20 protein-coding genes and 1 pseudogene are annotated in these 22,772 nt (G+C 60.2%); 8 read left to right on the top strand and 13 right to left on the bottom strand.

From position 1 onward, the window contains the following. The first annotated feature begins 54 nt into the window (after positions 1-54). From glpA to glpC, 3 genes are read left to right on the top strand one after another with little or no spacing between them, the layout of a single operon-like run. Positions 55-1,683 carry an anaerobic glycerol-3-phosphate dehydrogenase subunit A gene (glpA, locus tag I6L58_RS20055; protein WP_088208019.1) on the top strand — a complete coding sequence of 543 codons (1,629 nt, stop codon included), beginning with the start codon at positions 55-57 and terminating at the stop codon, positions 1,681-1,683. Further along, positions 1,673-2,890: a glycerol-3-phosphate dehydrogenase subunit GlpB gene (gene glpB / locus I6L58_RS20050; protein ID WP_088208018.1), complete on the top strand. Its 1,218-nt coding sequence runs from the start codon at positions 1,673-1,675 to the stop codon at positions 2,888-2,890. Before glpA ends, glpB begins: the two co-directional genes overlap by 11 nt. Continuing rightward, on the top strand, positions 2,887-4,077 hold the full coding sequence (gene glpC / locus I6L58_RS20045; protein WP_088208017.1) for an anaerobic glycerol-3-phosphate dehydrogenase subunit GlpC: 1,191 nt from the start codon (positions 2,887-2,889) through the stop codon (positions 4,075-4,077). The genes glpB and glpC overlap by 4 nt, the downstream gene beginning before the upstream one ends. Positions 4,078-4,110: 33 nt before the next feature. Here glpC and I6L58_RS20040 read toward each other — a convergent pair whose 3' ends face one another. From I6L58_RS20040 to tctD, 4 genes are all read right to left on the bottom strand, one after another. Further along, positions 4,111-5,310 (bottom strand): nicotinamide mononucleotide deamidase-related protein YfaY, encoded by a 1,200-nt coding sequence (locus tag I6L58_RS20040; RefSeq protein ID WP_058609857.1) that lies wholly within the window; start codon positions 5,308-5,310, stop codon positions 4,111-4,113. A 94-nt stretch (positions 5,311-5,404) separates the two neighbouring features. Next, the gene (locus tag I6L58_RS20035) at positions 5,405-5,944 is read right to left on the bottom strand and encodes a YfaZ family outer membrane protein (RefSeq protein ID WP_042320303.1); all 540 of its coding nucleotides are present in this window, start codon (positions 5,942-5,944) and stop codon (positions 5,405-5,407) included. A gap of 127 nt (positions 5,945-6,071) precedes the next feature. Then, complete coding sequence (locus tag I6L58_RS20030; protein WP_088208016.1) at positions 6,072-7,481, bottom strand: sensor histidine kinase; 1,410 nt, start codon at positions 7,479-7,481, stop codon at positions 6,072-6,074. Next, positions 7,468-8,142, bottom strand: coding sequence for a transcriptional regulator TctD (gene tctD, locus I6L58_RS20025; protein WP_088208015.1), 675 nt, complete (start codon positions 8,140-8,142; stop codon positions 7,468-7,470). The genes I6L58_RS20030 and tctD overlap by 14 nt, the downstream gene beginning before the upstream one ends. Before the next feature lie 152 nt (positions 8,143-8,294). Between tctD and I6L58_RS20020 the strand changes: the two are divergent. The 3 genes and pseudogenes from I6L58_RS20020 (at position 8,295) to I6L58_RS20010 (ending at position 11,243) form a co-directional block, all read left to right on the top strand. After that, positions 8,295-9,274, top strand: a pseudogene (locus I6L58_RS20020) (Bug family tripartite tricarboxylate transporter substrate binding protein). An 11-nt stretch (positions 9,275-9,285) separates the two neighbouring features. Next, positions 9,286-9,717 carry a tripartite tricarboxylate transporter TctB family protein gene (locus I6L58_RS20015; RefSeq protein ID WP_006176488.1) on the top strand — a complete coding sequence of 144 codons (432 nt, stop codon included), beginning with the start codon at positions 9,286-9,288 and terminating at the stop codon, positions 9,715-9,717. A gap of 11 nt (positions 9,718-9,728) precedes the next feature. Further along, positions 9,729-11,243, top strand: a complete 1,515-nt coding sequence (locus tag I6L58_RS20010) for a tripartite tricarboxylate transporter permease (RefSeq protein ID WP_058609861.1) — start codon at positions 9,729-9,731, stop codon at positions 11,241-11,243. Here the strand turns inward: I6L58_RS20010 and menE are convergent, their stop codons facing one another. The 8 genes from menE to I6L58_RS19970 all read right to left on the bottom strand — a co-directional run bounded on the left by menE (position 11,244) and on the right by I6L58_RS19970 (position 19,156). Further along, positions 11,244-12,605 (bottom strand): o-succinylbenzoate--CoA ligase, encoded by a 1,362-nt coding sequence (gene menE, locus I6L58_RS20005; protein WP_006176490.1) that lies wholly within the window; start codon positions 12,603-12,605, stop codon positions 11,244-11,246. Beyond that, positions 12,602-13,567: an o-succinylbenzoate synthase gene (gene menC, locus I6L58_RS20000; protein ID WP_006176491.1), complete on the bottom strand. Its 966-nt coding sequence runs from the start codon at positions 13,565-13,567 to the stop codon at positions 12,602-12,604. Before menC ends, menE begins: the two co-directional genes overlap by 4 nt. After that, the gene (menB, locus tag I6L58_RS19995) at positions 13,567-14,424 is read right to left on the bottom strand and encodes a 1,4-dihydroxy-2-naphthoyl-CoA synthase (protein ID WP_088208014.1); all 858 of its coding nucleotides are present in this window, start codon (positions 14,422-14,424) and stop codon (positions 13,567-13,569) included. The genes menC and menB overlap by 1 nt, the downstream gene beginning before the upstream one ends. Then, positions 14,421-15,197, bottom strand: coding sequence for a 2-succinyl-6-hydroxy-2,4-cyclohexadiene-1-carboxylate synthase (gene menH / locus I6L58_RS19990; RefSeq protein WP_088208013.1), 777 nt, complete (start codon positions 15,195-15,197; stop codon positions 14,421-14,423). The genes menB and menH overlap by 4 nt, the downstream gene beginning before the upstream one ends. Then, the gene (gene menD / locus I6L58_RS19985) at positions 15,194-16,864 is read right to left on the bottom strand and encodes a 2-succinyl-5-enolpyruvyl-6-hydroxy-3-cyclohexene-1-carboxylic-acid synthase (protein ID WP_088208012.1); all 1,671 of its coding nucleotides are present in this window, start codon (positions 16,862-16,864) and stop codon (positions 15,194-15,196) included. The genes menH and menD overlap by 4 nt, the downstream gene beginning before the upstream one ends. An 88-nt stretch (positions 16,865-16,952) precedes the next feature. Then, entirely contained in the window at positions 16,953-18,239 is a 1,287-nt protein-coding gene (menF, locus tag I6L58_RS19980) for an isochorismate synthase MenF (RefSeq protein ID WP_390881733.1), read from the bottom strand. Positions 18,240-18,335: 96 nt separating this feature from the next. Next, the gene (elaB, locus tag I6L58_RS19975) at positions 18,336-18,641 is read right to left on the bottom strand and encodes a stress response protein ElaB (protein ID WP_042320308.1); all 306 of its coding nucleotides are present in this window, start codon (positions 18,639-18,641) and stop codon (positions 18,336-18,338) included. A 53-nt stretch (positions 18,642-18,694) separates the two neighbouring features. Next, positions 18,695-19,156 (bottom strand): GNAT family N-acetyltransferase, encoded by a 462-nt coding sequence (locus I6L58_RS19970; protein WP_042320312.1) that lies wholly within the window; start codon positions 19,154-19,156, stop codon positions 18,695-18,697. Between the two features lie 72 nt (positions 19,157-19,228). Between I6L58_RS19970 and rbn the strand changes: the two genes are divergently transcribed. Together rbn and I6L58_RS19960 are read left to right on the top strand one after the other, a co-directional pair. Further along, a complete protein-coding gene (gene rbn, locus I6L58_RS19965; protein ID WP_088208010.1) occupies positions 19,229-20,146 on the top strand; it encodes a ribonuclease BN in 918 nt (305 codons plus the stop codon). 64 nt (positions 20,147-20,210) lie between these two features. After that, the gene (locus I6L58_RS19960) at positions 20,211-21,215 is read left to right on the top strand and encodes a chemotaxis protein (protein ID WP_006176501.1); all 1,005 of its coding nucleotides are present in this window, start codon (positions 20,211-20,213) and stop codon (positions 21,213-21,215) included. A gap of 99 nt (positions 21,216-21,314) precedes the next feature. On the opposite strand, the gene nuoN is transcribed toward I6L58_RS19960, so the two are convergent. Continuing rightward, a complete protein-coding gene (gene nuoN / locus I6L58_RS19955) occupies positions 21,315-22,772 on the bottom strand; it encodes an NADH-quinone oxidoreductase subunit NuoN (protein ID WP_088208009.1) in 1,458 nt (485 codons plus the stop codon).

Raw genomic sequence — 22,772 nt, 5'->3', positions numbered from 1 at the left:
AACCACATTTTCAGTGTGGCTAAATGATAAAAAAACGAACATAGAGGGAAGACAATGACGGTTCTCGATCCTCGCTACAGCGATGTGATAATCATTGGCGGCGGCGCAACCGGGGCCGGCATCGCCCGCGACTGTGCCTTACGTGGCCTGAGCGTGACCCTGCTGGAGCGCCATGATATTGCGACAGGTGCCACAGGCCGCAACCACGGCCTGCTGCACAGCGGCGCACGGTACGCGGTGACCGACGATGAGTCGGCGCGGGAGTGTATTGCGGAAAATCAGATCCTGAAACGCATCGCCCGCCACTGCATCGAACCGACCAACGGGCTGTTCATTACCCTTCCCGAAGACGATCTCGCGTTTCAGCAAACCTTTATTTCCGCCTGCACGGCCGCAGGGATCCGGGCCGACGCCATCGACCCGGCGCTGGCGCGTCGGCTGGAGCCGTCTGTCAACCCGACCATCACCGGCGCGGTGAAAGTTCCCGACGGCACGGTCGATCCGTTTCGCCTGACCGCCGCAAATATGCTGGATGCCCGGGAACACGGCGCGCGCATTGTGACCGGGCATGAAGTCACCGGGCTTATTCGCGAAGGCAACACAGTGCGCGGCGTGCGGGTGTTCGACCCGCAATATAACGAGCGCAGCGAACTGTATGCCGCCGTGGTTATTAATGCGGCGGGGATCTGGGGGCAACGCATCGCGGAATACGCCGACTTATCCATCCGCATGTTCCCGGCGAAAGGTTCACTGCTGATCCTCGATCATCGCATCAACAACCACGTCATCAACCGCTGTCGTAAGCCTTCCGACGCCGATATTCTGGTACCGGGCGACACCATTTCGCTTATCGGCACCACCTCCGCCCACGTCGATTACAGCGAGATTGACGTTAACCGGGTGACGACCGAAGAGGTGGATATCCTGCTGCGCGAAGGCGAGAAACTGGCTCCGGTGATGGCGCAAACCCGCATTCTGCGCGCCTATGCGGGTGTGCGACCGCTGGTCGCCAGCGATAACGACCCAAGCGGGCGCAACGTCAGCCGGGGGATCGTCCTGCTCGATCATGCCCAACGTGACGGCATGGAGGGCTTTATCACCATTACCGGCGGCAAGCTCATGACCTACCGCCTGATGGCAGAGTGGGCCACGGATGCGGTCTGCCGCAAACTCGGTAACACAACGCCGTGCGTCACGGCAGAACAGCCCCTGCCCGGATCGCGTCAGTCCACCGAGAAAACGCTGCAGAAAATCATCTCTCTGCCCGCCCCGCTGCGCGGCTCCGCCGTTTATCGCCACGGCGACAGAACCCCGCAGTGGCTTGGCGAGGGGCGGCTTAGCCGCAGCCTGGTGTGCGAGTGCGAAGCGGTGACCGCAGGCGAGGTGCAATATGCCGTCGAGAATCTGACGGTCAATACGCTGCTCGATCTTCGCCGCCGCACGCGCGTCGGCATGGGTACCTGTCAGGGCGAGCTTTGCGCCTGTCGCGCCGCCGGGCTGCTGCAACGCTTTCACGCCACCACCTCAACGCAGTCCCTGACCCAGCTCAGCGATTTCCTCAATGAACGCTGGAAAGGCATTCAGCCCGTTGCCTGGGGCGATGCCCTGCGCGAAAGCGAGTTTACCCGCTGGGTTTATCAGGGACTTTGCGGCCTGGAGAAGGAGCCACATAATGAAATTTAATACCGTTATTGTCGGCGGCGGGCTGGCAGGGCTGCTGTGCGGGATCACGCTCACGCAACGTGGTCTGCGCTGCGCCATCGTCACCCGCGGGCAGAGCGCTTTGCACTTCTCTTCCGGATCGCTGGATCTCCTCGACGATGCCTGTCGCGGCGCACTTGCGCCTGAGCATCCTTACACCCTGATCGGCGAGCACAACATTGCCCGCCTGGCGCAGGAAACCGAAAGGCTGCTGAGCGCCTGTGGCGCGCGGATGCAGGGCAGCGCTGAGAAAAATCACCAGCGCGTGACGCCGCTCGGCACCCTGCGTTCCGCGTGGCTCAGCCCGGAAGAAGTTCCTGTCGCCCCGTTCAGCGCAGAACGCGTAATGGTGGTGGGGATTGGCGGTTTTCTTGATTTTCAGCCGCACCTGGCGGCGGCCTCGCTCTGTCAGCGCGGCATTAACGCGACGGCGGCGGAAATAGACCTTCCCGAACTGGACGTGCTGCGCGAAAACCCCAGCGAGTTTCGGGCAGTGAATATCGCGCGGCTGCTGGATAACGACGATAACTGGCCGCTGCTGTATGACGCGCTCAGGCCGCTCGCTGAACAGTGTGACGCCCTGTTGATGCCTGCGTGCTTTGGCCTCACCGACAATCGACTCTGGCGCTGGCTGTCGGACCGTCTGCCGTGCACGCTCGGCTTGCTGCCGACCCTTCCCCCTTCCGTACCGGGTATTCGGCTGCACACGCAGCTTAAGCAAAAATTTATTGCCCAGGGCGGCGTGTGGATGGCGGGTGACGAGGTGAAAAAGATCACGCTTTCTGATAGCGACCTCAGCGAGGTGTGGACGCGAAACCACGGCGACATTCCGCTGCGCGCACGCGCCGTGGTGCTGGCCAGCGGCAGCTTCTTCAGTAACGGCTTACTGAGTACCCGCGAGGGGATCCGCGAAGCCATTCTGGGGCTGGATGTCCGGCAGAGCGCCTCCCGTTCGGACTGGTATCAGAGTGATTTCTTTACGCCGCAGCCCTGGCAGCAGTTTGGCGTGATTGTCGATAACCACCTGCACCCGCAGCTCAACGGCCGGTCGCTTAACGGCCTCTACGCCGTCGGCTCGATTCTGGGCGGCTACGATCCAATTGCCCAGGGCTGCGGCGGCGGCGTGTGTGCGATCACGGCGCTTCATGCCGCAGAGCAGATTATTCAACGCACGGAGGCAGAACAATGAGCGATAGCCGTTTCGAAAGCTGCATAAAATGCACGGTGTGCACCACGGTCTGCCCGGTCAGCGGCGTGAACCCGCGTTATCCAGGCCCAAAACAGGCCGGGCCTGACGGCGAGCGCTTGCGTCTGAAAGACGCCGCACTCTACGATGATGCGCTGAAATACTGCATTAACTGCAAGCGCTGCGAGGTGGCCTGTCCGTCAGACGTCAAAATCGGCGACATCATCCAGCGCGCCCGGGCGCAGTACAGCACGCAAAAACCGACGCTGCGCGATGCGATCCTCAGCCATACCGACCTGATGGGCAGCGTTTCCACGTCCTTCGCGCCGCTGGTGAATGCCGCCACCTCCCTGAAACCGGTACGCCGGCTGCTCGACGCGACGCTGAAAATTGACCACCACCGCAGCCTGCCGAAATACGCCCACGGCACCTTCCGTCGCTGGTACAAATCGGTGGCGGCAGAGCAGGCCCGCTTTGCCGATCAGGTGGCGTTCTTCCATGGCTGCTACGTGAATTACAACCACCCGCAGTTAGGAAAAGACCTGCTGAAAGTGCTGAACGCGATGGGCACAGGTGTGCAGCTCCTCAGCAAGGAAAAATGCTGCGGCGTGCCGCTGATTGCCAACGGCTTTACGGATAAAGCGCGCAGGCAGGCCCGCAGCAACGTCACCTCCCTGCGCGACGCGATCGTCGGGAAAGGCATGCCGGTTCTTGCCACCTCGTCTACCTGCACCTTCACCCTGCGCGACGAGTACCCTCACCTGCTGGACGTGGATAACACCGATCTGCGCGACCATATTGAACTGGCAACGCGGTTTTTGTGGCGCATGCTGGACAGCGGGAAGACCTTACCGCTGGGCACCCTGCCGCTGAAGGTGGTGTATCACACGCCATGTCATATGGAAAAGATGGGCTGGTCGCTGTATACGCTGGAGTTGCTGCGGCTGATCCCGGGGCTGGAGCTGACGGTGCTGGATTCGCGCTGCTGCGGGATAGCGGGCACCTACGGATTTAAGCGTGAAAACTACGACACGTCGCAGGCGATTGGCGCGCCGCTGTTCAGGCAGATAGAGGAGAGCGGAGCCGACCTGGTAGTGACCGACTGCGAAACCTGCAAATGGCAGATTGAAATGTCCACCAGCAAACGCTGCGAACATCCCATCACCCTGCTGGCAAACGCGCTGGGCTAAGCGATGCCGGGGCGGTTTGCCCCGGCACATTCGTTACTCAACAAACAGGGAATCAACCACATTGATCCAGCCATGCTCGCTGGCGACCGGTTTGCCGTTCAGCCAGCGTCGCAGCATGTTGAGCGCCATCATGGCACACACCTCCTGACGCACCGCCTGGCTGTGGCGGGTGATACTCATTTTTACCTGCAGCGCATGGGTTCCTTCCGGCGTCGCGAGGGCAAAATTAAGGTGCTCGCCCTCCACGCCGCCGACGGCCAGCGCCAGCCCGGCGAAATGCTTAACCCTGCGCTCCGACGCCCAGCGCGCGGTCTGCGCCAGCGTTTCCTGCTGGAACGGCACCACTTCACTGGCCAGAAGCGGCGCATCCGCCCGTGAAAGCTGCAGCGCCAGAAGCCCGCCGGTGAACTGTTCGCTCAGCGTAACGCTCAGCTGACGCGACTTCAGGGTGCGGGCAATCTGCGCAGGCAGCCCTTCCGTTCCCTCAAAGATCAGGCTCTCTCCCGCCACGCGCTGTACCTCAGGCCACAGCGCCAGCATGGCCTCCTTTTGCGTCGCCGGGCCGGTCAGCTTCAGCTCGATAATCGGCATAGAAGAGCGGTAGCCCATCGAGACGCCCGGCGGCAGCGGCAGACTGTCGAGGCTCTGGGCAAGATCGCTTTCAGAGCGGCCAAAGGTAGTCAGACGCAGACACAGCGGCGGCTCAGGCAGGGTGAAACGCGCGCGCAGGCGCGGCAGGATTTGCTGCTCGACCATCACTTTAAATTCAGACGGCACGCCCGGCGTGAAGAACATCAGGCAGCGGTTAAGCTTAACGGCAAAGCCACAGGCGGTACCGACGGGGTTATCCACCAGCTCGGCGCTGGCGGGGATTTCGGCCTGCTTGCGGTTGCTGGGGGCCATGACGCGACCGCGCTCGGAGAAAAAGCGCTCCATCTGCGCCAGCCACGCTTCGTGGAGGACCAGCCCTTCGCCTTTCGCCGTGGCGGCGGCCAGCGCGCTAAGATCGTCGCCGGTTGGGCCAAGGCCGCCGTTCACAATCAGCACGTCAGCGTGCTCGCTGCGTTCGCGCAGAATGTTCACCAGCGACTCAAGGTTGTCGCCTACCGTATTGCGGCGCGTTAACGGTAATCCCTGCTCAAAGAATAAATCGGCGAGCCAGGCCGCATTGGTATCGATGATTTGACCATGCAGCACTTCATCGCCGGTGGATAACATCTCCACGTTAATCATTGTGTTCTCCCGCTTTAATAGTCAAAACACTATAGCGCAATTGGGAGAGGGGGGAAGCGATAAACTGGCGCGGCAGGCCGCCGCGCCGGGGGGATTAGAAGCCTGCGCTCACGCCCACGTACGGGCCGTCGGCCAGCGCGTTGTCGCGGTTGCCGTCTTTACCGGCCAGGTTCAGATAGCGGTAGCCTGCTTCGATGGTAACAGGACGCATGATGGTCCAGCGTGCACCGGCGTTAGCTTCCTGATAGCTGTCGATACCGCTGGAGAGCGAATCCGGAGAGTAGTAATACTCGCCGAACAGGCCGAAGCTGTCGCCAATTTTCCACTGCAGTCCGCCGCCAACGGCCGCCGCGTATCCTTCGTCACCGTCGTTCGGGTTGGTGTAGATACCTTTACCGCCCACGGTTGCCAGGAATGGCCCCAGCGGAACGTTAAGGCCAAGGCCGAGGCTTGCCGCATCGCCGTCGTCGTCGTTATGCGTCCAGCCGCCCGTCATCGCCAGGCCAGAGGTTTCCGTCCCCAGGCCAAAGCCCAGGTGGGTGTAATCCTGACCCGCTGAGCCGTTAAAGGAAATTGCGTTTGCCGCAACTGAAACAAACATCAGGCCTGCGCCCAAAAATGCCACTTTTTTCATTGTCATGTCCCGCACGTAATAATTAGAGATGTCCCAAAACCGCGAGATTTTAACCTGCGTGTCTTTGGGATCAAGCACTCTGCGTGCGTCAGGCAATTAGTTTGTAACGATTTGATAATTTCGGTATTTACACCATCAATAAAAAGCGCATTTTCACGCTCAGCCCGCCCAGATTTTCGCTGCGCGTTAGCTGAAGATGGCTACGATGCAGGCGGGCAATATCATTTGCCAGCGCCAGGCCAATGCCGGACCCGGCGGCGTCGCCCACGTTATCCAGCCGGTGAAACGCCAGCAGCGCCTGCGGGATGAGATCGTCGGCAATCCCCGGCCCGCTGTCCTCCACGCTCAGCTCAACCGCACCGTTGTCCGTACGCAGGTACACCGTCACGATCCCCTGTTCGGGCGTGTATTTGATCGCGTTCTCCAGCAGGTTGGCGCAAAGTTCGCCCAGCAGCACGTCATCGCCCTCAATCATCACCGGCTGCTGAACGCCGTCATAACCCAGATCGATAGCCTTACTGCGCGCCTGCGCCAGCCGGGAGAAACAGCAGTTTTGCACCACCTGCACCAAATCGACCGGGGCAAACTGCCGTTCCCCCTGCTCTTTTCGCTTCACCACCGAAAGCTGTAACAGCCGTTCGGTCAGCACGATGGTGTTATCCAGGGTGACGTTCATCGCCCGCAAGCTCTCCTGCCACAGCGCCGGATCGTTGCGCGTCAGGGCAACGGAAACCTGGGTTTTTAGCACCGCCAGCGGCGTTTTGAGCTGATGAGAGGCATCGGCATTGAAACGCGCCTGGCGCGACAGCACGCCGCGCAGCCGGTCGATGTAACGGTTAAATGCCACGATCAGCAGGCGCGTTTCAGACCAGGGCAACAGCTCCGGCAGCGGGGCCAGCAACCCGGGCTCACGGCGGACCATCAGCGACGAGAGTTGACGCATCGGGCGCAGTACGCGGCGCAGCAGCCAGGCGGTTAAAACCAGCGTCAGCAGCACCAACAGCCCCTGGGACACGAGTGATGAGAACAGAAGCTGAGTCGCCAGATAGCGCCGGGACTGGAGGGTTTCGGCGACGTAGATCTCCGCCATCCCCACCACATTGTCTTCGTTTACGGGCTGGAGCAGCTTCGCCACGCGGATCGCCTGCCCGCGATACCCGGTATGGTAAAACCAGGCCAGCGCGGGATAGAGCCGGGTGCGCGACGTGGAGGGGGGCATTTTCGGCAGATCGTCATAGCCGGAGATCACCCGACCGTCGGGATCGACCACCTTGTAGTAAAGACGATCGTTCATGTTCAGCTCGAAGCTGTCGAGCACCACCCAGGGGACGTTCACCTGGAGCTTACCGTTGTGTACCTCCAGCCGCTCCGACACCGTGCGCGCCGAGGATAACAGCGTGCGGTCATAGGCCTGCGTCGCCGCCTGTAGCGCGCTGACGTAGCTATTGAAGGCTGACAACCCCCATAACAGCAGCAGCGGTAAACCCAGAAAGAGCAAAAGTTGCAGGTAAAGCGACTGCGGCTTAAGCCACTTCATCGCCGCACTCCAGCACGTAGCCCAGCCCTCTGAGCGTGGTGATCCGCACGCCGCTGCTGGTCAGTTTCTTACGCAGGCGATGAACATAAAGGTCGATGCTCTCGGGACTGACGTCATCGTTCAGGCTAAACACCTGGTCGAACAATTGCTGTCGTGAGACGGGGCGGGTCCGGCGGTGCATCAGCACCTTCAGTAAAGAGAGTTCGCGCGGCGTCAGGGAGAGGGGTTCATCGCGCAGCAGGAAAAAGCCTTCATCATCGTATTCAAGCTCCCCCAGGCGCTGGCGCTCCTGGGTCCGCCCTTCACTTCGACGCAGCAGCGCGCGCAGGCGCGCATCAAGCTCTTCCAGCTCGAACGGCTTCGGCAGATAGTCATCCGCCCCGGCATTCAGCCCTTTGACCCTGTCTGCCACGTTGCTGCGCGCGGTTAGAAACAGCACCGGCAGCGTCTGCCCACGTTTTCTCAGACGATGGACCACCTCCAGCCCGTCGAAGCCGGGCATGCCGATATCAAGAATAGCGACAGCGTAGTTTTCGCCCTGCAGAAGGTGATCTGCCGCGCGTCCGTCGTTGACGCAGTCCACGGCAAAACCGTTCTGTACCAGCGCTTTCTCCAGCCAGTGAGCCAGCTCACGATTATCTTCCGCCAGTAAGAGACGCATATCACATCCTGTAAAGTTGGTGCCGCAGTGAAAGGGAAATGAAAGGTTATTGTTTTAACAATCACGCAACGGAACCGCTACAAGGTGGTTCACATAATCAGAAAAAAGACACCCGTACCCGTACTCCCGGTTCTCCGGCGTGAGGATAAATGATGAAAAAACAATTACTTTCTACCCTTGCTGCAAGCGTATTGATGTTGAGTGCCTCTGTTGTCCAGGCGCAGGAAGCGCCCTCCCGCACCGAATGTATCGCCCGGCCAAACCCGGCGGCGGCTTTGACCTGACCTGCAAGCTGATTCAGGTCAGCCTGCTGGAGACGAAGGCCATCGAAAAACCGATGCGCGTCACCTACATGCCCGGCGGCGTAGGCGCGGTGGCCTATAACGCGATTGTCGCGCAGCGCCCTGCCGAAGCGGGTACCGTGGTGGCCTTCTCCGGCGGCTCCCTGCTTAACCTGGCACAAGGAAAATTTGGCCGGTATGACGTGAATGATGTGCGCTGGCTCGCCACCGTGGGCACCGATTACGGCATGATTGCCGTACGCGCAGACTCCCCGTGGAAATCCCTGAACGATTTGCTGGCCGCCATGGAAAAAGACCCCAACAGCGTAGTGATTGGCGCGGGGGCCTCTATCGGCAGTCAGGACTGGATGAAAGCCGCTCTGCTGGCGCAGCAGGCGAAAGTCGATCCACACAAGATGCGCTACGTGGCGTTTGAAGGCGGCGGTGAGCCGGTGACGGCGCTGATGGGTAATCACGTCCAGGCGGTATCGGGCGATCTCAGCGAAATGGTGCCCTACCTGAGCGGGGACAAAATTCGCGTGCTGGCGGTGTTCTCAGAAAACCGTCTGCCGGGCCAGCTGGCAAACGTCCCTACCGCCAAAGAGCAGGGTTATAACCTGGTCTGGCCGATCATTCGCGGCTTCTTCGTCGGGCCGAAAGTGACCGACGCCGAATACCAGTGGTGGGTGGAGACCTTCGCGAAGCTCCAGCAAACCGACGAGTTCAAAAAGCAGCGCGATCTGCGCGGGCTGTTTGAGTTCAATCTGAACGGTAAGCCGCTGGACGAATACGTTAAAAAGCAGGTGAAGGACTACCGCGGGCAGGCGAAAGCCTTTGGTCTGGCGAAATAACCGGAGGCGCTATGAGCGATCGTATTTTTGCCGGAATTTGGCTGCTGCTCTGCATTGGCGGGATGTTCGTCGCCTGGCAGATCCACAGCGAATACAGCTATGAACCCGTGGGACCGCGTCCTTTTCCCATGGGTATTGTCGGCCTGATGCTGCTCTGCTCGGTGGCCCTGCTGCTGCGCCACCCGGACACCGTGGAGTGGCCGCCACGCCGCACCCTGCAACGGCTGCTGGTCATGGTGATTGTCCTGCTGATGTACGCCTGGGGCTTTGAATGGCTCGGCTTCCCGATTGCCACCGCCATTCTGACAATGGTGATTGGCATGCTGTTTAACGCCTCGCTGCCTGCGGCGGGGATCTCCGGGGTCGTACTGGGCATTTTACTCTGGTACGCCTTCGACCGCCTGCTGGACGTGACGCTGCCCCTCGGCGCATGGTTTAACTAACGGAGCACGCTATGGATACCTGGATCTATCTCTCTCAGGGGTTCGCGGTAGCGATGACCCCGGAAAACCTGGTGATCGCCCTGATCGGCTGTTTCGTCGGGACCATTGTCGGCCTGCTGCCCGGCCTTGGTCCTATCAACGGCGTAGCGATTCTGTTACCGCTGGCCTTTGCCCTGCATCTGCCCGCGGAGTCGGCGCTGATCCTGCTGGCGACGGTCTATATCGGCTGCGAGTACGGCGGGCGCATTTCGTCGATACTGCTTAACGTACCCGGCGATGCCGCCGCCATTATGACCGCGCTGGATGGCTACCCGATGGCGCAACAGGGACGCGGCGGTGTGGCGCTCTCGATTTCCGCCGTCAGTTCGTTCTTTGGCTCCCTGATCGCCATTGGCGGCATCATTCTGTTTGCGCCGGCGCTGGCCGAGTGGTCGCTGGCGTTTGGTCCGGCCGAATATTTTGCACTGATGGTGTTTGCCATCGCCTGCCTTGGCAGCATGATGGCGCAAAATCCACTGAAGTCGTTTTTGTCTGCGCTGATTGGCTTAGGGTTAGCCACCGTCGGCGTGGATGCCAACACCGGGGTTTATCGCTTTACCTTCGACAGCGTTCACCTGTCTGACGGCGTGCAGTTTATCGTCGTTGTGATTGGGCTGTTCTCTGTATCGGAAATCTTACTGATGCTGGAACATACCAGCAGCGGGCAGACGCTGGTTCGTAAGACCGGACGTATGCTCTTTAATGCCAAAGAGGGGGCGCAGTGTGTGGGTGCCACCTTACGTTCGTCGGTGATCGGCTTTTTCGTCGGCGTTCTGCCCGGCGCAGGGGCCACCATCGCCAGTGCCATCACCTACATGACCGAGAAAAAGCTGAGCGGTAACAGCGACAGCTTCGGCAAAGGCGATATCCGTGGCGTGGCCGCGCCAGAGGCGGCGAATAACGCCTCGGCCTGCGGCTCGTTTATCCCGATGCTGACCCTCGGTGTGCCCGGCTCCGGCACCACGGCGGTGATGATGGGCGCGCTGACGCTCTACAACATCACACCGGGTCCGGCAATGTTTACCGAACAGCCGGATATCGTCTGGGGTCTGATTGCCGCCCTGCTGATCGCCAACGTGATGCTGCTGGTGATGAACATCCCGCTGATCGGCCTGTTCACGCGAATGCTGACCATCCCCCTGTGGTTCCTGGTTCCTGCTATCGCCGCCGTCTCTGCGGTTGGGGTGTATGCGGTGCACAGCACAACCTTTGACCTGGTCCTGATGGTGCTGCTTGGGGTGCTGGGCTACATCTTGCGCAAGATGCACTTCCCGATGTCGCCGCTGATCCTGGGGTTTGTATTAGGTGAAATGCTGGAGCAGAACCTGCGCCGCGCCCTCTCCATCAGCAACGGCAACATGGCCATTCTGTGGGAGAGTAGCGTGACGAAAGTCCTGCTGGCGCTGGCGATTATGGTAATTGTCGTGCCACCGGTGCTGCGCTGGGTTCGTCGTCGCCAGCACAAACCGCAGCCGGATATCGGCTGATTACCCTCTTAGCAGGGCATTGACCCACTGTTTTAACGCCTGGCGGGAGATCTTTATCCCGCCATTTTTCAGCTCTGGCGGCAGCGCCAGCCAGTGGACCGGCTGCTCAAAGCGCGCCAGCTTACCCTGAACCCACTCCGGTAATTCCGTGATGTCCGTGCCCGGCTCACATTCCACCACCGCGACCGGGCGCTGCCCGAACTCAGCGTCGTCCAGCGGGACGATAAACACCTGGTTTACCTGCGGATGGGTAACGATGACGCGCTCCAGCGATTCCGGTTGGATCCCCTCTCCCCCACTGAAAAAGAGATTGTCCATGCGGCCCAGAATAGTCAGGCGACCGTTGTGCCACTCACCGCGATCGCGGGTGGCAAACCAGCCCTGGTCGTTGACCAGCGGTAAGAGTGCGCCGTCTCGCCAGTAGCCCGCCGCCATGCTTTGCGCCCTGATCCAGACTTCACCGTTCACCACCTGTACGTCTCTGCCCGGCAGCGCGCTGCCCACATCCGGCGCGCCGTCGGCCTCTTTGGCGCAGACGGTGGAGGCGAACTCGGTCAGTCCGTAGCCGCAGAAGGTCCGAATCCCCTGCTCACGCGCGCGCGCAGTCAGTTCAACGGGGATTTCCGCCCCGCCAAGCAGCACGGCTTTCAGTGCGATGCGGCACTCACCATTAAGCAGTCGCCACAGCTGTGTTGGCACCAGCGAGGCGTGGGTGCAGCCCTGTAGCGCCTGCTCCAGCGGCTGTTTCTCACGCACCGTAAGACGCGCCCCGGCCTGAAGCCAGCGCCACAAAATCCCCTGACCGGAGACGTGAAACAGCGGCAGGGAGAGCAGCCAGTCGTCGTCATCGCCGTAAGGCATCAGCGACAACACGCCTGCCGCGCTGGCAAGATGCGCCGCACAGGTGTGTACCGCCGCCTTGGGTAAGCCGGTAGAGCCGGAAGTGAGCGTCATCGACGCCAGACGCTCCGGCTGCCACGGGGCGGCATGCTCACCGGGTTGGTCATCCAGCGCGAGCCGCGAAAGCCCGTCAAACGCGCCGTCAAGCAGCAGCGCGAAGCGCAGCGTCATCTGCGGGAGCAGGACGTCAAGCAGAGGGCGCGGAAGCTGAGGATTGACCGGAAGAATACGCGCGCCGCACTGCAACAGTGCCAGCCACGCCAGCAGCGTTTGAGGATGGTTATGGGCGAGCAGCATCACGCCATCGCCCTCACTCAGCCCCTGACGGTGGAAGCCTGTCGCCAGCCTGTCCACCCGCTCGCACAGCTGCTGCCAGCTCAGCGCGTCGTCGTTTAACCGCAGCGCGGGTTTATCCGCACGCTGCGCGCGCCAGTGTCGCCACGGCCAGTCAGTAAACATCATAACAACGGCTCCAGCGCCTCGACCCCGAGGCACGGCAGGGCACTGTCCGGCCACGTGCGGATCAGCTGGGCCTGCATCAGGTTCAGCGTGTCGAGACCCGGGAGGGTGTCGGGCGTTAACCACGCGGCGAGGCGCGCCAGTTGGGTCAGCCCGAGGCTGGATTCAATGGACGAACTGATCACCGCCGTCAGCCCTAAGGCATGGGCCGCCGCGACCTGCTCGCGCACTTTCTCCAGGCTGCCGGTGAGCGTGGGTTTGATCACCACCGCACTCACGCCAGGCTCGGCGATGAATGCAAAATCCGCCTCGCGCAGGCTTTCATCCCACGCAATTGCAATGCCCGTTTCACGGGCAAAGGCGCGGGAGTCATCGCGGGTTTTGCAGGGCTCTTCAAGGAAGGCGATACGGTTGCGGTATGCGGGATTAACATACTTCGCAAACTGCTGAGCCTTGAGCGGCGTCCAGGCGCGGTTGGCGTCCAGACGCAAATGCAAATCGGGGATCGCTTCGAGCAGCAGGTTCGCCACCATTCCGTCGCGCACCGCTTCGTACAGCCCGACCTTGATTTTCGCCACTTTTTCGCCCGGCATGGCGGAGAGCAGTGCAAACAGCTCGTCCGGATCGCCGGTGCAGAGCGGCGCGGCGCGATAGTTCGCCGCGTTGGGCAAGCGGCCCTCAAGCTCGGCCAGCGCGCAGCTTACGCCGAAGGCAGCGGAGGGGATGTCCGGCAGTGCCGGTTCGGCCCCCTCGCGCCATTCGCGCGCCCAGGCAAGCACTGCAGCCTGCGCCTCCTCCAGCGACTCCTGGCTAAAGCCCGGAAGGGGCGAAACCTCGCCCCACCCTTCGCGCTCGCCCTGCCGGAGATGCACGAACAGCCCGTCACGGGTTTTTAACCGCCGTTCACGCAGCACCACGCCCGCGTCCATGGGTATCTGCCAGCGGTAAACCTGCGCGCGACGCATTACGGGTTCCGTTTGTATTTGCTGAAGTCTGGCTGACGTTTTTCATTGAACGCGTTGCGTCCTTCCTGACCCTCTTCGGTCATGTAGAACAGCATGGTGGCGTTACCCGCCAGCTCCTGCAGACCCGCCTGGCCGTCGCAGTCGGCATTGAGTGCCGCCTTCAGGCAGCGCAGCGCCATTGGGCTGTTTTGCAGCATTTCGCGACACCAGCGGACGGTCTCTTTTTCGAGATCGGCGACAGGTACCACGGTATTCACCAGGCCCATGTCCAGCGCTTCCTGAGCGTTATACTGACGGCACAGGAACCAGATTTCGCGCGCTTTTTTCTGACCGACAATGCGAGCCATGTAGGACGCGCCCCAGCCGCCGTCGAACGAGCCGACTTTCGGGCCGGTCTGGCCGAAGATGGCGTTTTCAGCGGCAATGGTCAGGTCGCACATCATGTGCAGCACGTGGCCGCCGCCGATGGAGTAGCCCGCGACCATGGCAACAACCGGTTTTGGACAGGTGCGGATCTGGCGCTGGAAATCGAGCACGTTCAGGTGGTGCGTACCGGTATCATCCTGGTATCCGCCGTAATCGCCACGCACTTTCTGGTCACCGCCGGAGCAGAAGGCTTTGTCGCCTTCACCGGTCAGGACAATGACGCCGATATTGTCGTCATAGCGTGCATCCGCCAGCGCCTGAATCATCTCTTTTACGGTCAGCGGGCGAAACGCGTTGCGCACCTGCGGGCGGTTGATGGTGATTTTGGCAATCCCATCAGCCGATTTGTGATAACGAATGTCGGTATAGCCTTCGGAGCAGTCTTGCCATTCAACCGGTGCGTAGAGCATGTTTTCATCAGGATAGATCATAGTGTGTCCTTTGTTGGAAGACGCAGAATCTGCGCCAGAGTCGCAGCCACCGCAGCGGGATTTTCCCGATGGGCGTTGTGTCCGGCATGAGGGATAGCATGGCGAACGGCGTTCAGTTCGGCGGCGATGCCACCAAATTTTTCATCACGTTCACCATAGAGATAGTAAAAAGGCACGGGGTTTGCTGCGAACGCAGAACGGAGATCGGGCTGTACGGCGAGCGAGGTCGCCTCGAGCATATCCGCCAGAGCCGCGCCGCTGTTCTGGCTGCGCAGGGTTATCAGCTCGCTGCGCTGTGCCTGCGTGAGCGAGGCGAACACCGGCTGCTGATACCAGTCGGCGAAAACCGTGCCGAGCGGTTCCGTGCGCAGACGCTTCGCCCAGCGGCGATCGGAATCCAACCGGGCGTCGCGCGCGTGCGCATCCTGCAGCCCCGGATGGCCCCCTTCGACCACCACGCCGCGCAGCCCTGTTGGCTGCTGGCAGGCGTGAAACATCGCAATGCGGCCGCCGAGAGAGTACCCCACCAGCCAGTAAGAGAGTATGTTGTAACTAATAAGAGTTGTGGTCAGCAACTGGCTGACCTCATGAAAGCCCGAAACGGAGATACCGGTAGAGCCACCGTGCCCCGGCAGGTCAAGGTACAGCTGCGGGTAGTCGCCGAGTTGCTCCCCAACCGCCCGCCACTCGCGGGCATCGCCGGAAAAACCGTGCAAAAAGACCAGCCAGGGGTAACCTGGTTTCCCGGCCCTTTGCTCGCCCGCGAGGATCACAGCTGGCTCACCTGCGCCAGCAGATTTTGCAGCCGCTGGGCGCCGTCAGAGTCGTTAACCACCAGCTCAATCAGCGTAGCGCCAGGCTGACGCCAGGCCGTGCTCAACGCCGCGTCCAGATCGGCCCAGCTTTCGGGGCGATGGTACGTGAGGCTGAACATCGCTGCCGCATGCTCGAACTGCACGTTCTGCGGCATCAGGTAGAAACGCTCGCGCTCGCTCTGCGGAGTGGGAAGCAGAGAGAAAATTTGTCCGCCGTTGTTATTCACCACAATCAGCACAAACGGTGCGGAAGCCTGACGCAGCAGCGCCAGCGCGTTGAGGTCGTACAGGGCGGAAAGATCGCCAACAATCGCAAGCGTGGATTTTGCACTGGCGCGCTGCACGCCTGCCGCAGTCGAGATCAGCCCGTCAATTCCGCTGGCCCCCCGGTTACTGTACACCGGGTAGCCGGCAGGCAGCTGAGATAAGGCGTCAATCAGACGCACCACCAGGCTGTTGCCGACAAACAGCTGCCCCTGCTCCGGCAGATACTGACGGATCCGGTGCGCCAGTTCCGCCTCGCCAAACCTTTCGCACTGCGCCTGGGTAAGTTCCCACGCCTGGCGGGCAAGGTCCGGGATTGCCGTTGCCCAGGGTTTGCGTTTTTCAGCAGGATGCTGCTCAAGCCAGGCGTCAATCTCGCAGACCAGACGGCGACCACGATGGTGCGCCGGGTCGAGCCGCCCTTCCAGCGGGTCCACCAGCCAGTACTCTTCCGGCTTGCAGGTCGCCTGCCACTGCAGGAGCCGTTTACCGGTCAGGCTGGAGCCAATCTGCACCACGATATCCGCCTGCGCCAGTTCGGTCACCGCTTTGGCGTTCCCCAGCCAGAGATCGGCACAGGGCAGCGGCTGGCCAGTCTGGGAAAGCACGTCGCCAATCAGCGGCCAGCCGAGCGTCTTCGCCCAGTCGGCGACCAGTTTGCCCTCGGCGGCGCTCATGCGCCCGGCAACCACCACGCCGCGCTTCTGCCGCCAGAAAAACCAGTCACGCTGTCTGGCGCTTTCCAGATGGGTGTGTTCACGCAGCCAGGGTTTTTCGCTTTCCCACCACTCGCCAAGCTGCTGCTGCCAGACCCGACCCGTTTCGTTCATTTCGCCATACAGCGGCTCGGCAAACGGGCAGTTGATGTGTAATGCGCCGCTGCGCAGCGATCCCATTGCATGGTCAATGGTCGAGACCAGCCAGGCTGCCGGAATATCCTGCGTCGGGCGCGGTAAAGACAGGGTCTCTGACGGATGGGTCGCAAAGATATTCGGCTGACGAATCGCCTGATTTGCACCGCAGTCAATAAGCTCAGGAGGACGGTCGGCGGTGAGCAGGATCAGCTTTTCGCCCGTCAGCCCGGCCTCAATAATTGCCGGGTAAAGGTTCGCCACCGCCGTACCGGAGGTCACAATCACCGCGACAGGCGCTTTGCTGACTTTCGCCAGGCCCAGCGCCAGATGTCCCAGACCGCGTTCATCAAAATGGGTATGGTGAATAAAGGCCCGGTTCTCTGCTGCCGCAAGGGTCAGCGGAGTGGAACGAGAGCCTGGTGCAATGCACACATGCCTGACGCCATGGCGGGTCAGGGCTTCAAGGATCACCGTCGCCCAGCGTCGGTTGAAAGAACTTACTGACATGAGATTGTCCGGTATCAATAATGCGACACAGTATAAATAATAGAGAAAGTTGTAATTTTGATATGAATCGGGATTGCGAGAATCAGTATTAATCCCTTAGGAGCAGAGATCGCAGTCCGGCAGCTTTATTTTCGATCTCCTGCCACTCCTGCTCCGGGTCCGACCCGCTGACAATACCCGCACCGGCGTACAGGCGCAGGGTGTCATCGTGGATCCGCGCCGAGCGTAGCGCCACGCAGAACTCGCTGCGTTCGGGCGATAAAAAGCCCGCCGACCCGGCATACCACTCCCTGTCGAAGGGTTCGTTATTATCGATAAACTCACGCGCCGGCTGACGCGGCAGGCCGGCGACTGCCGCCGTCGGCTGTAGCACATGCAGACACCGTTCGTCGTCCGCCTGTTTCAGCTCGGTCCAGATGCATCGACGCAAATGCTGGACTTTACGCAAGCGAACCACCTGCGCGGGCAGGACCTCGAGCGTCCGGGTATGATGCTGTAACCGCTGGCAGATATCTTCGACCACCAGCATATTTTCGCGCTGGTTTTTGTCATCGTTCAATAACCATTCACCCAGGCGTTGCGCCTTGCGGTCGTCAGGATGGCCTGCGACCGTTCCCGCCAGCGCTTCGGTACGCAGCAGCGCGCCGCGCCGCCGCCATAACCGCTCCGGCGTGGAGCCGATAAAGGCGTTGTGGGCATCAAACACCATGCAAAAATGGTAGCAACGTAAATTCACCGCCCGGCTCGCCGCCATCAACGCGACGGCGGAAATCGCCCGGTTAAACTGCAAATCGGTAGCCCGCGCGAGCACAACTTTTTCGAAATCGCCCTGGGCAATGGCATCGGTGGCCTGTTGCACCAGACGTAACCACTCGGGCTTTTGCGGGTGGTGGGTTTCATGCAGAACCTGAACCGACAGCGGAGAGATCGATCTGGCCTCACGCAGGGCATCTAAAAACGCCAGCGCGGTACGGGCATCGTCCTGAAGCGAGGTATCACTCCACAGCTGCAGGCGCAGGGTAGCAACCCCGGCATGTCGTCGCCAGAGCAGGCGCGGTAAAAATAACGATCCCTGCTCAGGATTGAAGGCGTTAAGGCCGCAGATCCGGGTATCGGCCTGCTGAGGATGGTTGTGCAAAAACTGTGAGGCAGAAGCCAGAGAGGGGAAGTGGATGACGGCACCGAGCGCGGAAAGCTCCTCGTCGCCGTTTCGCTGCTGCCAGTAAAATTGCGGATAGCACACCTGCACGCCCAGCCAGGCGAGAGGATCAAAGGCATCGTTTAACGGGAAAGAGACGTCAAAATGACGTAAACCGGGTGTAGCGGGTAACGCTTGCGCAAGCTGGCTGCGCAGGCGCTCCAGCGCGATGGACATCGAATGCACGCGAACCTCTCCCTGCTAAAACCTCACATTATACGGGGTACTGGCGATAAAGTGCAGTACCCACGTATAGGGAGTGGTTACACGCGATTAACGACGTGCCAGAAGCAGCCCAAGCACCAGGCCTGCCGCCGCCCCGACGCCGATGCCTTGCCACGGTTTTTCATGCACGTAATCATCGGCACGGTAGACCGCTTTTTTCGCACGGTAGTAGTAATTGTCTGAGGCATGGCTGACGCGGTTTTTAACCTCGTGCAGCGCCTGTTCAGCGCGCGCTTTCAGCTCGATGTATTTTTGATCGGCAGGGTCGCCAGATGAACGTAACACCTCTTCCAGCGTTTCGCTCAGTAACGCCAGGTCGTCGTCAATGCGGGTATCCAGGGATTGATATGACATATTTATCTCCATGTTAGTACACCAGTTCGCTAACTATAGCTAATGACTGACGATTACGCCTGCTTCGCTTCCCGCGCCATACCGATATGGGGAATGCCGTCTTCGTCGTACACCTCCGTCACGGGGGTAAAACCAAAGTGCGCATAGAATGGCTGGAGGTGCGCCTGTGCGCCAAGGTATAACGCCTTGTCCGGCCACTGTTTTTGACAGGCGTCGAGCGTTTTTTCCATCAGCTGATAGCCCAGCTTTTCGCCCCGCGCGTGGCTGCTGACAATCACCCGGCCAATGACCACCGGCTCGACATCGTCTTCGCTTTTCAGAATCCTCGCATACGCCACCAGGACGTTATCTTTCCAGCCGAGGATGTGACGGTTTTCGCCCACCAGATCATCGCCGTCGATGTCCTGATACGGGCAGGTTTGCTCTACCACAAATACTTCGCAGCGCAATTTGAGCAGGGCATAAAGTGCCGTAACGGTCAGCTCGCTATGGTGTAAATCTTGCCACTGGATCATGTCATTCTCCTTCCTGGGGTTCATCACGTTATACTAAACACTTTACCGTTCGGCAAAGGGTCTGACTGCGTTATGGAACTGATTTTTCTGGGGACGTCCGCTGGCGTGCCAACCCGCTCGCGAAACGTGACGGCCATCCTGCTCGATTTGCAGCATCCTACCCGCGGCGGGCTGTGGCTGTTTGACTGTGGAGAAGGGACTCAGCATCAGCTGCTGCACACCCCTTATCACCCGGGAAAGCTGGATAAGATTTTTATCACCCACCTGCATGGCGACCATCTGTTTGGCCTGCCCGGCCTGCTGTGCAGCCGGTCGATGGCGGGGATCGCCAGCCCGTTAACGATTTACGGCCCCGCTGGGGTTCGTGAATTCGTTGATACCGCCCTGCGTCTGAGCGGCTCCTGGACGGATTATCCGCTTGAAATCGTTGAGATTGCCGAAGGGTTAATCTTCGATGATGGGGTATATAAAGTCACTGCCACAGCGCTTAACCATCCCATTACGTGCTACGGCTACCGTATCGAAGAACATGATAAGCCCGGCGCGCTCAACGCGGCTGCGCTGCTGGCAGACGGCGTGAAACCAGGGCCACTGTTCCAGCACCTTAAGCAAGGCGAAACCGTCACGCTGGACGATGGCCGCATCGTCAACGGGCAGCACTATCTCTCGGCTCCTCTGCCGGGCAAAAAACTGGCCATCTTTGGCGACACGGCCCCCTGCCCTTCCGCCCTGCAGCTGGCTCAGGGCGTGGACGTGATGGTGCATGAAGCTACCCTCGAAGCGGCAATGGAGGAGAAGGCCAACAGCCGCGGTCACAGCTCCACGCGTCAGGCCGCGCAGCTTGCCCGTGATGCGGGTGTCGGGAAGTTAATCATCACGCACGTCAGCTCCCGCTACGATGCCCACGGCTGCGAGCGGCTGCTGGCGGAGTGCCGGGATGCGTTCGCACACTGTGAACTGGCCGAAGATTTTACGCAGTTCAGCGTTTAGTCCTTCATTTTTCCCTCAGGATGCCGATAACGATTAAAAGGTCAGCATTTTACTTGAGGGTACAATGGATAATTTCCAGAAAGATATTGATGACAGGGCGAATCTCACGCTGTCGAACCGTTTTGAACTGCTGCTGTTTCGGCTCGGCACCTCGCTGAACGAAAACAAATCCGAGCTGTTCGGCATTAACGTGTTTAAGCTGCGTGAGATCGTGCCGATGCCGGAGTTCACCAAACCTGCGGGAATGAAGTCGCCGCTGATGGGGATGGTGAACATTCGCGATCAGGTGATCCCGGTCATCGACCTCGCCGCCGTGGCTGGCTGTAAGCCGACAACCGGGCTGAACATTCTGCTGATCACCGAATATGCCCGCAGCGTTCAGGCGTTTGCCGTGGAGTCCGTTGAGAACATTATGCGCCTGGACTGGAAGCAGGTTCACGCGGCTGAAACTGCCGTCAGCGGGCGTTACATCACCAGTATTGCGTGCCTGGACGAAAAAACCGACACCAACGACCTGGCGATGGTGCTGGACGTTGAGCAGATCCTGTATGACATCACCCCGGCGAACCACGATCTGCACGCTACCGACCTGAAAACCACCCAATTCAACATCAAGCCAGGGTCCGTTGCGATTGTCGCGGAAGATTCCAAAGTGGCGCGTTCAATGCTGGAGAAAGGTCTGCAGGCAATGCAAATCCCGGCGCAGCTGCATATTACCGGTAAGGACGCGTGGGAGAAGATCGGCGTGCTGGCCGCGCAGGCTCAGGCTGAGGGTGTGCCGATCACCGATAAGATTGCGCTGGTGCTGACGGATCTCGAAATGCCGGAGATGGACGGTTTTACGCTGACGCGCAAGATTAAGTCTGACCCGGTGCTGAAGGATATTCCGGTGGTGATCCACTCATCGCTTTCGGGCAATGCCAACGAAGACCATATCCGCAAGGTGAAAGCCGACGGCTACGTGGCGAAGTTCGAGCTGAACGAGCTGTCGTCGGTAATTGAAGAGGTGCTGGACCGTTCGATGAAGAAGATTGACGGACCGTTGATTAGTCGCAAGCAGCTGGCTTAGTCGGGTGGCGCTACGCTTACCCGACCTACTAAACCCGTAGGCCCTGCAAACGTAGCGCCGCTGGGCAATAAAAAAACCCGCCGAGGCGGGTTTTTGTTTTTACATCAGCGGCATTGCATGCTGCACGATATCAATCAGCGGCTGCGGATAGATACCGAAGATGAGCACCAGCAGCGCGGAGATGAGCACCACGATACCGCCCGCGCTGTACTGCCAGTTAGACGGCGCATCGCGGTTGAGCTGCTGAGGCGCGCTCAGGTAGAGGCTCACGGCAACGCGCAGGTAGTAGTACAGACCAATCGCAGAACCGATAACCACACCGGCGGTCAGCCACCACAGGCCAGCCTGCACACCGACGGCCAGGACGTAGAACTTACCGATAAAGCCCAGGGTCATTGGGATACCCGCCAGGGACAGCATCATCACCGTCATCACCGCAGACAGAATCGGACGGTGCCAGAACAGACCACGGTAAGAGAACAGTGAGTCAGCATCCGGGCCACGGTACGGGCTGGACATCAGGCTCACCACGCCGAACGCGCCGAGGCTGCTGAACAGATAACCGGCCAGATACACGCCCACGGTTTCCATCGACATTTCACCGCTCTGCAGCGCAATCAGCGCCACCAGCAGATAACCCAGATGGGAAATAGACGAGTAGCCCAGCAGACGCTTAATGTTGGTCTGGCTCAGCGCCATCAGGTTACCGAAGATGATGGAGACGAACGCGATAATGCCCAGCACCACGCGAACCGCTTCGCTATCCCCCACTGGCGCGTACAGGAACAGACGCATGACCACACCGAAGATAGCGATTTTGCTCGCCGTCGCCAGGAAGGTCGATACCGGTGCAGGAGCACCCTGGTAAACGTCTGGCGTCCACAGGTGGAACGGAACCAGAGAGAGCTTAAAGCCAAGGCCAACGATCATCATGCCCAGACCCGCCAGCAGCAGCGGCTCGTGCAGCATACCGTCGCCAAGGCTCTTGCCGATAGCCAGGAAGGAGAGGTTACCCGTCTGTGCGTACAGCAGCGCGATACCGAACAGCAGGAACGACGACGCGGCAGCGGACAGGATCGTGTACTTGATCGCCGCTTCCAGCGAGCGTTTCTGACGGAAGGCGTAACCAATCAGGCCAAACAGCGGCAGAGAGATCAGCTCAATACCGAGGAACAGCGCGGCCAGGTGGTTCGCATTCGCCAGCAGAATGCCGCCAAGCGAGGCAATCAGTACCAGCAGGTAAAACTCTTCTTTGTTGTCGTTGTAACCTTCGAGCCACGGGTACGCAAAGGTACAGGTTGCCAGGCTCGCCAGCAGAACCAGACCGGTATACAGCATGGCATAGCCGTCAACGCGCATCAGCGGCGTGACGTCCATCGCGCCCGCCTGGCCAACAAACCAGAGGGACACTAACGCAGCGTTCAGACCCAGAACGGATAGGGTCGCATTCAGGAAGTGATTGCGTCGCCACGCAATGGAGAGCATCACAACCACCACCGTCAATCCGACGATCAGCAGCGGTAGCAGCGCGATCAGTTGTTGTGGAGTTATTGTCAT

The sequence above is a fragment of the Enterobacter cancerogenus genome (assembly GCF_019047785.1).
GTDB lineage: Bacteria > Pseudomonadota > Gammaproteobacteria > Enterobacterales > Enterobacteriaceae > Enterobacter > Enterobacter cancerogenus.
This window is presented reverse-complemented; position numbering and strand designations above follow the sequence as displayed.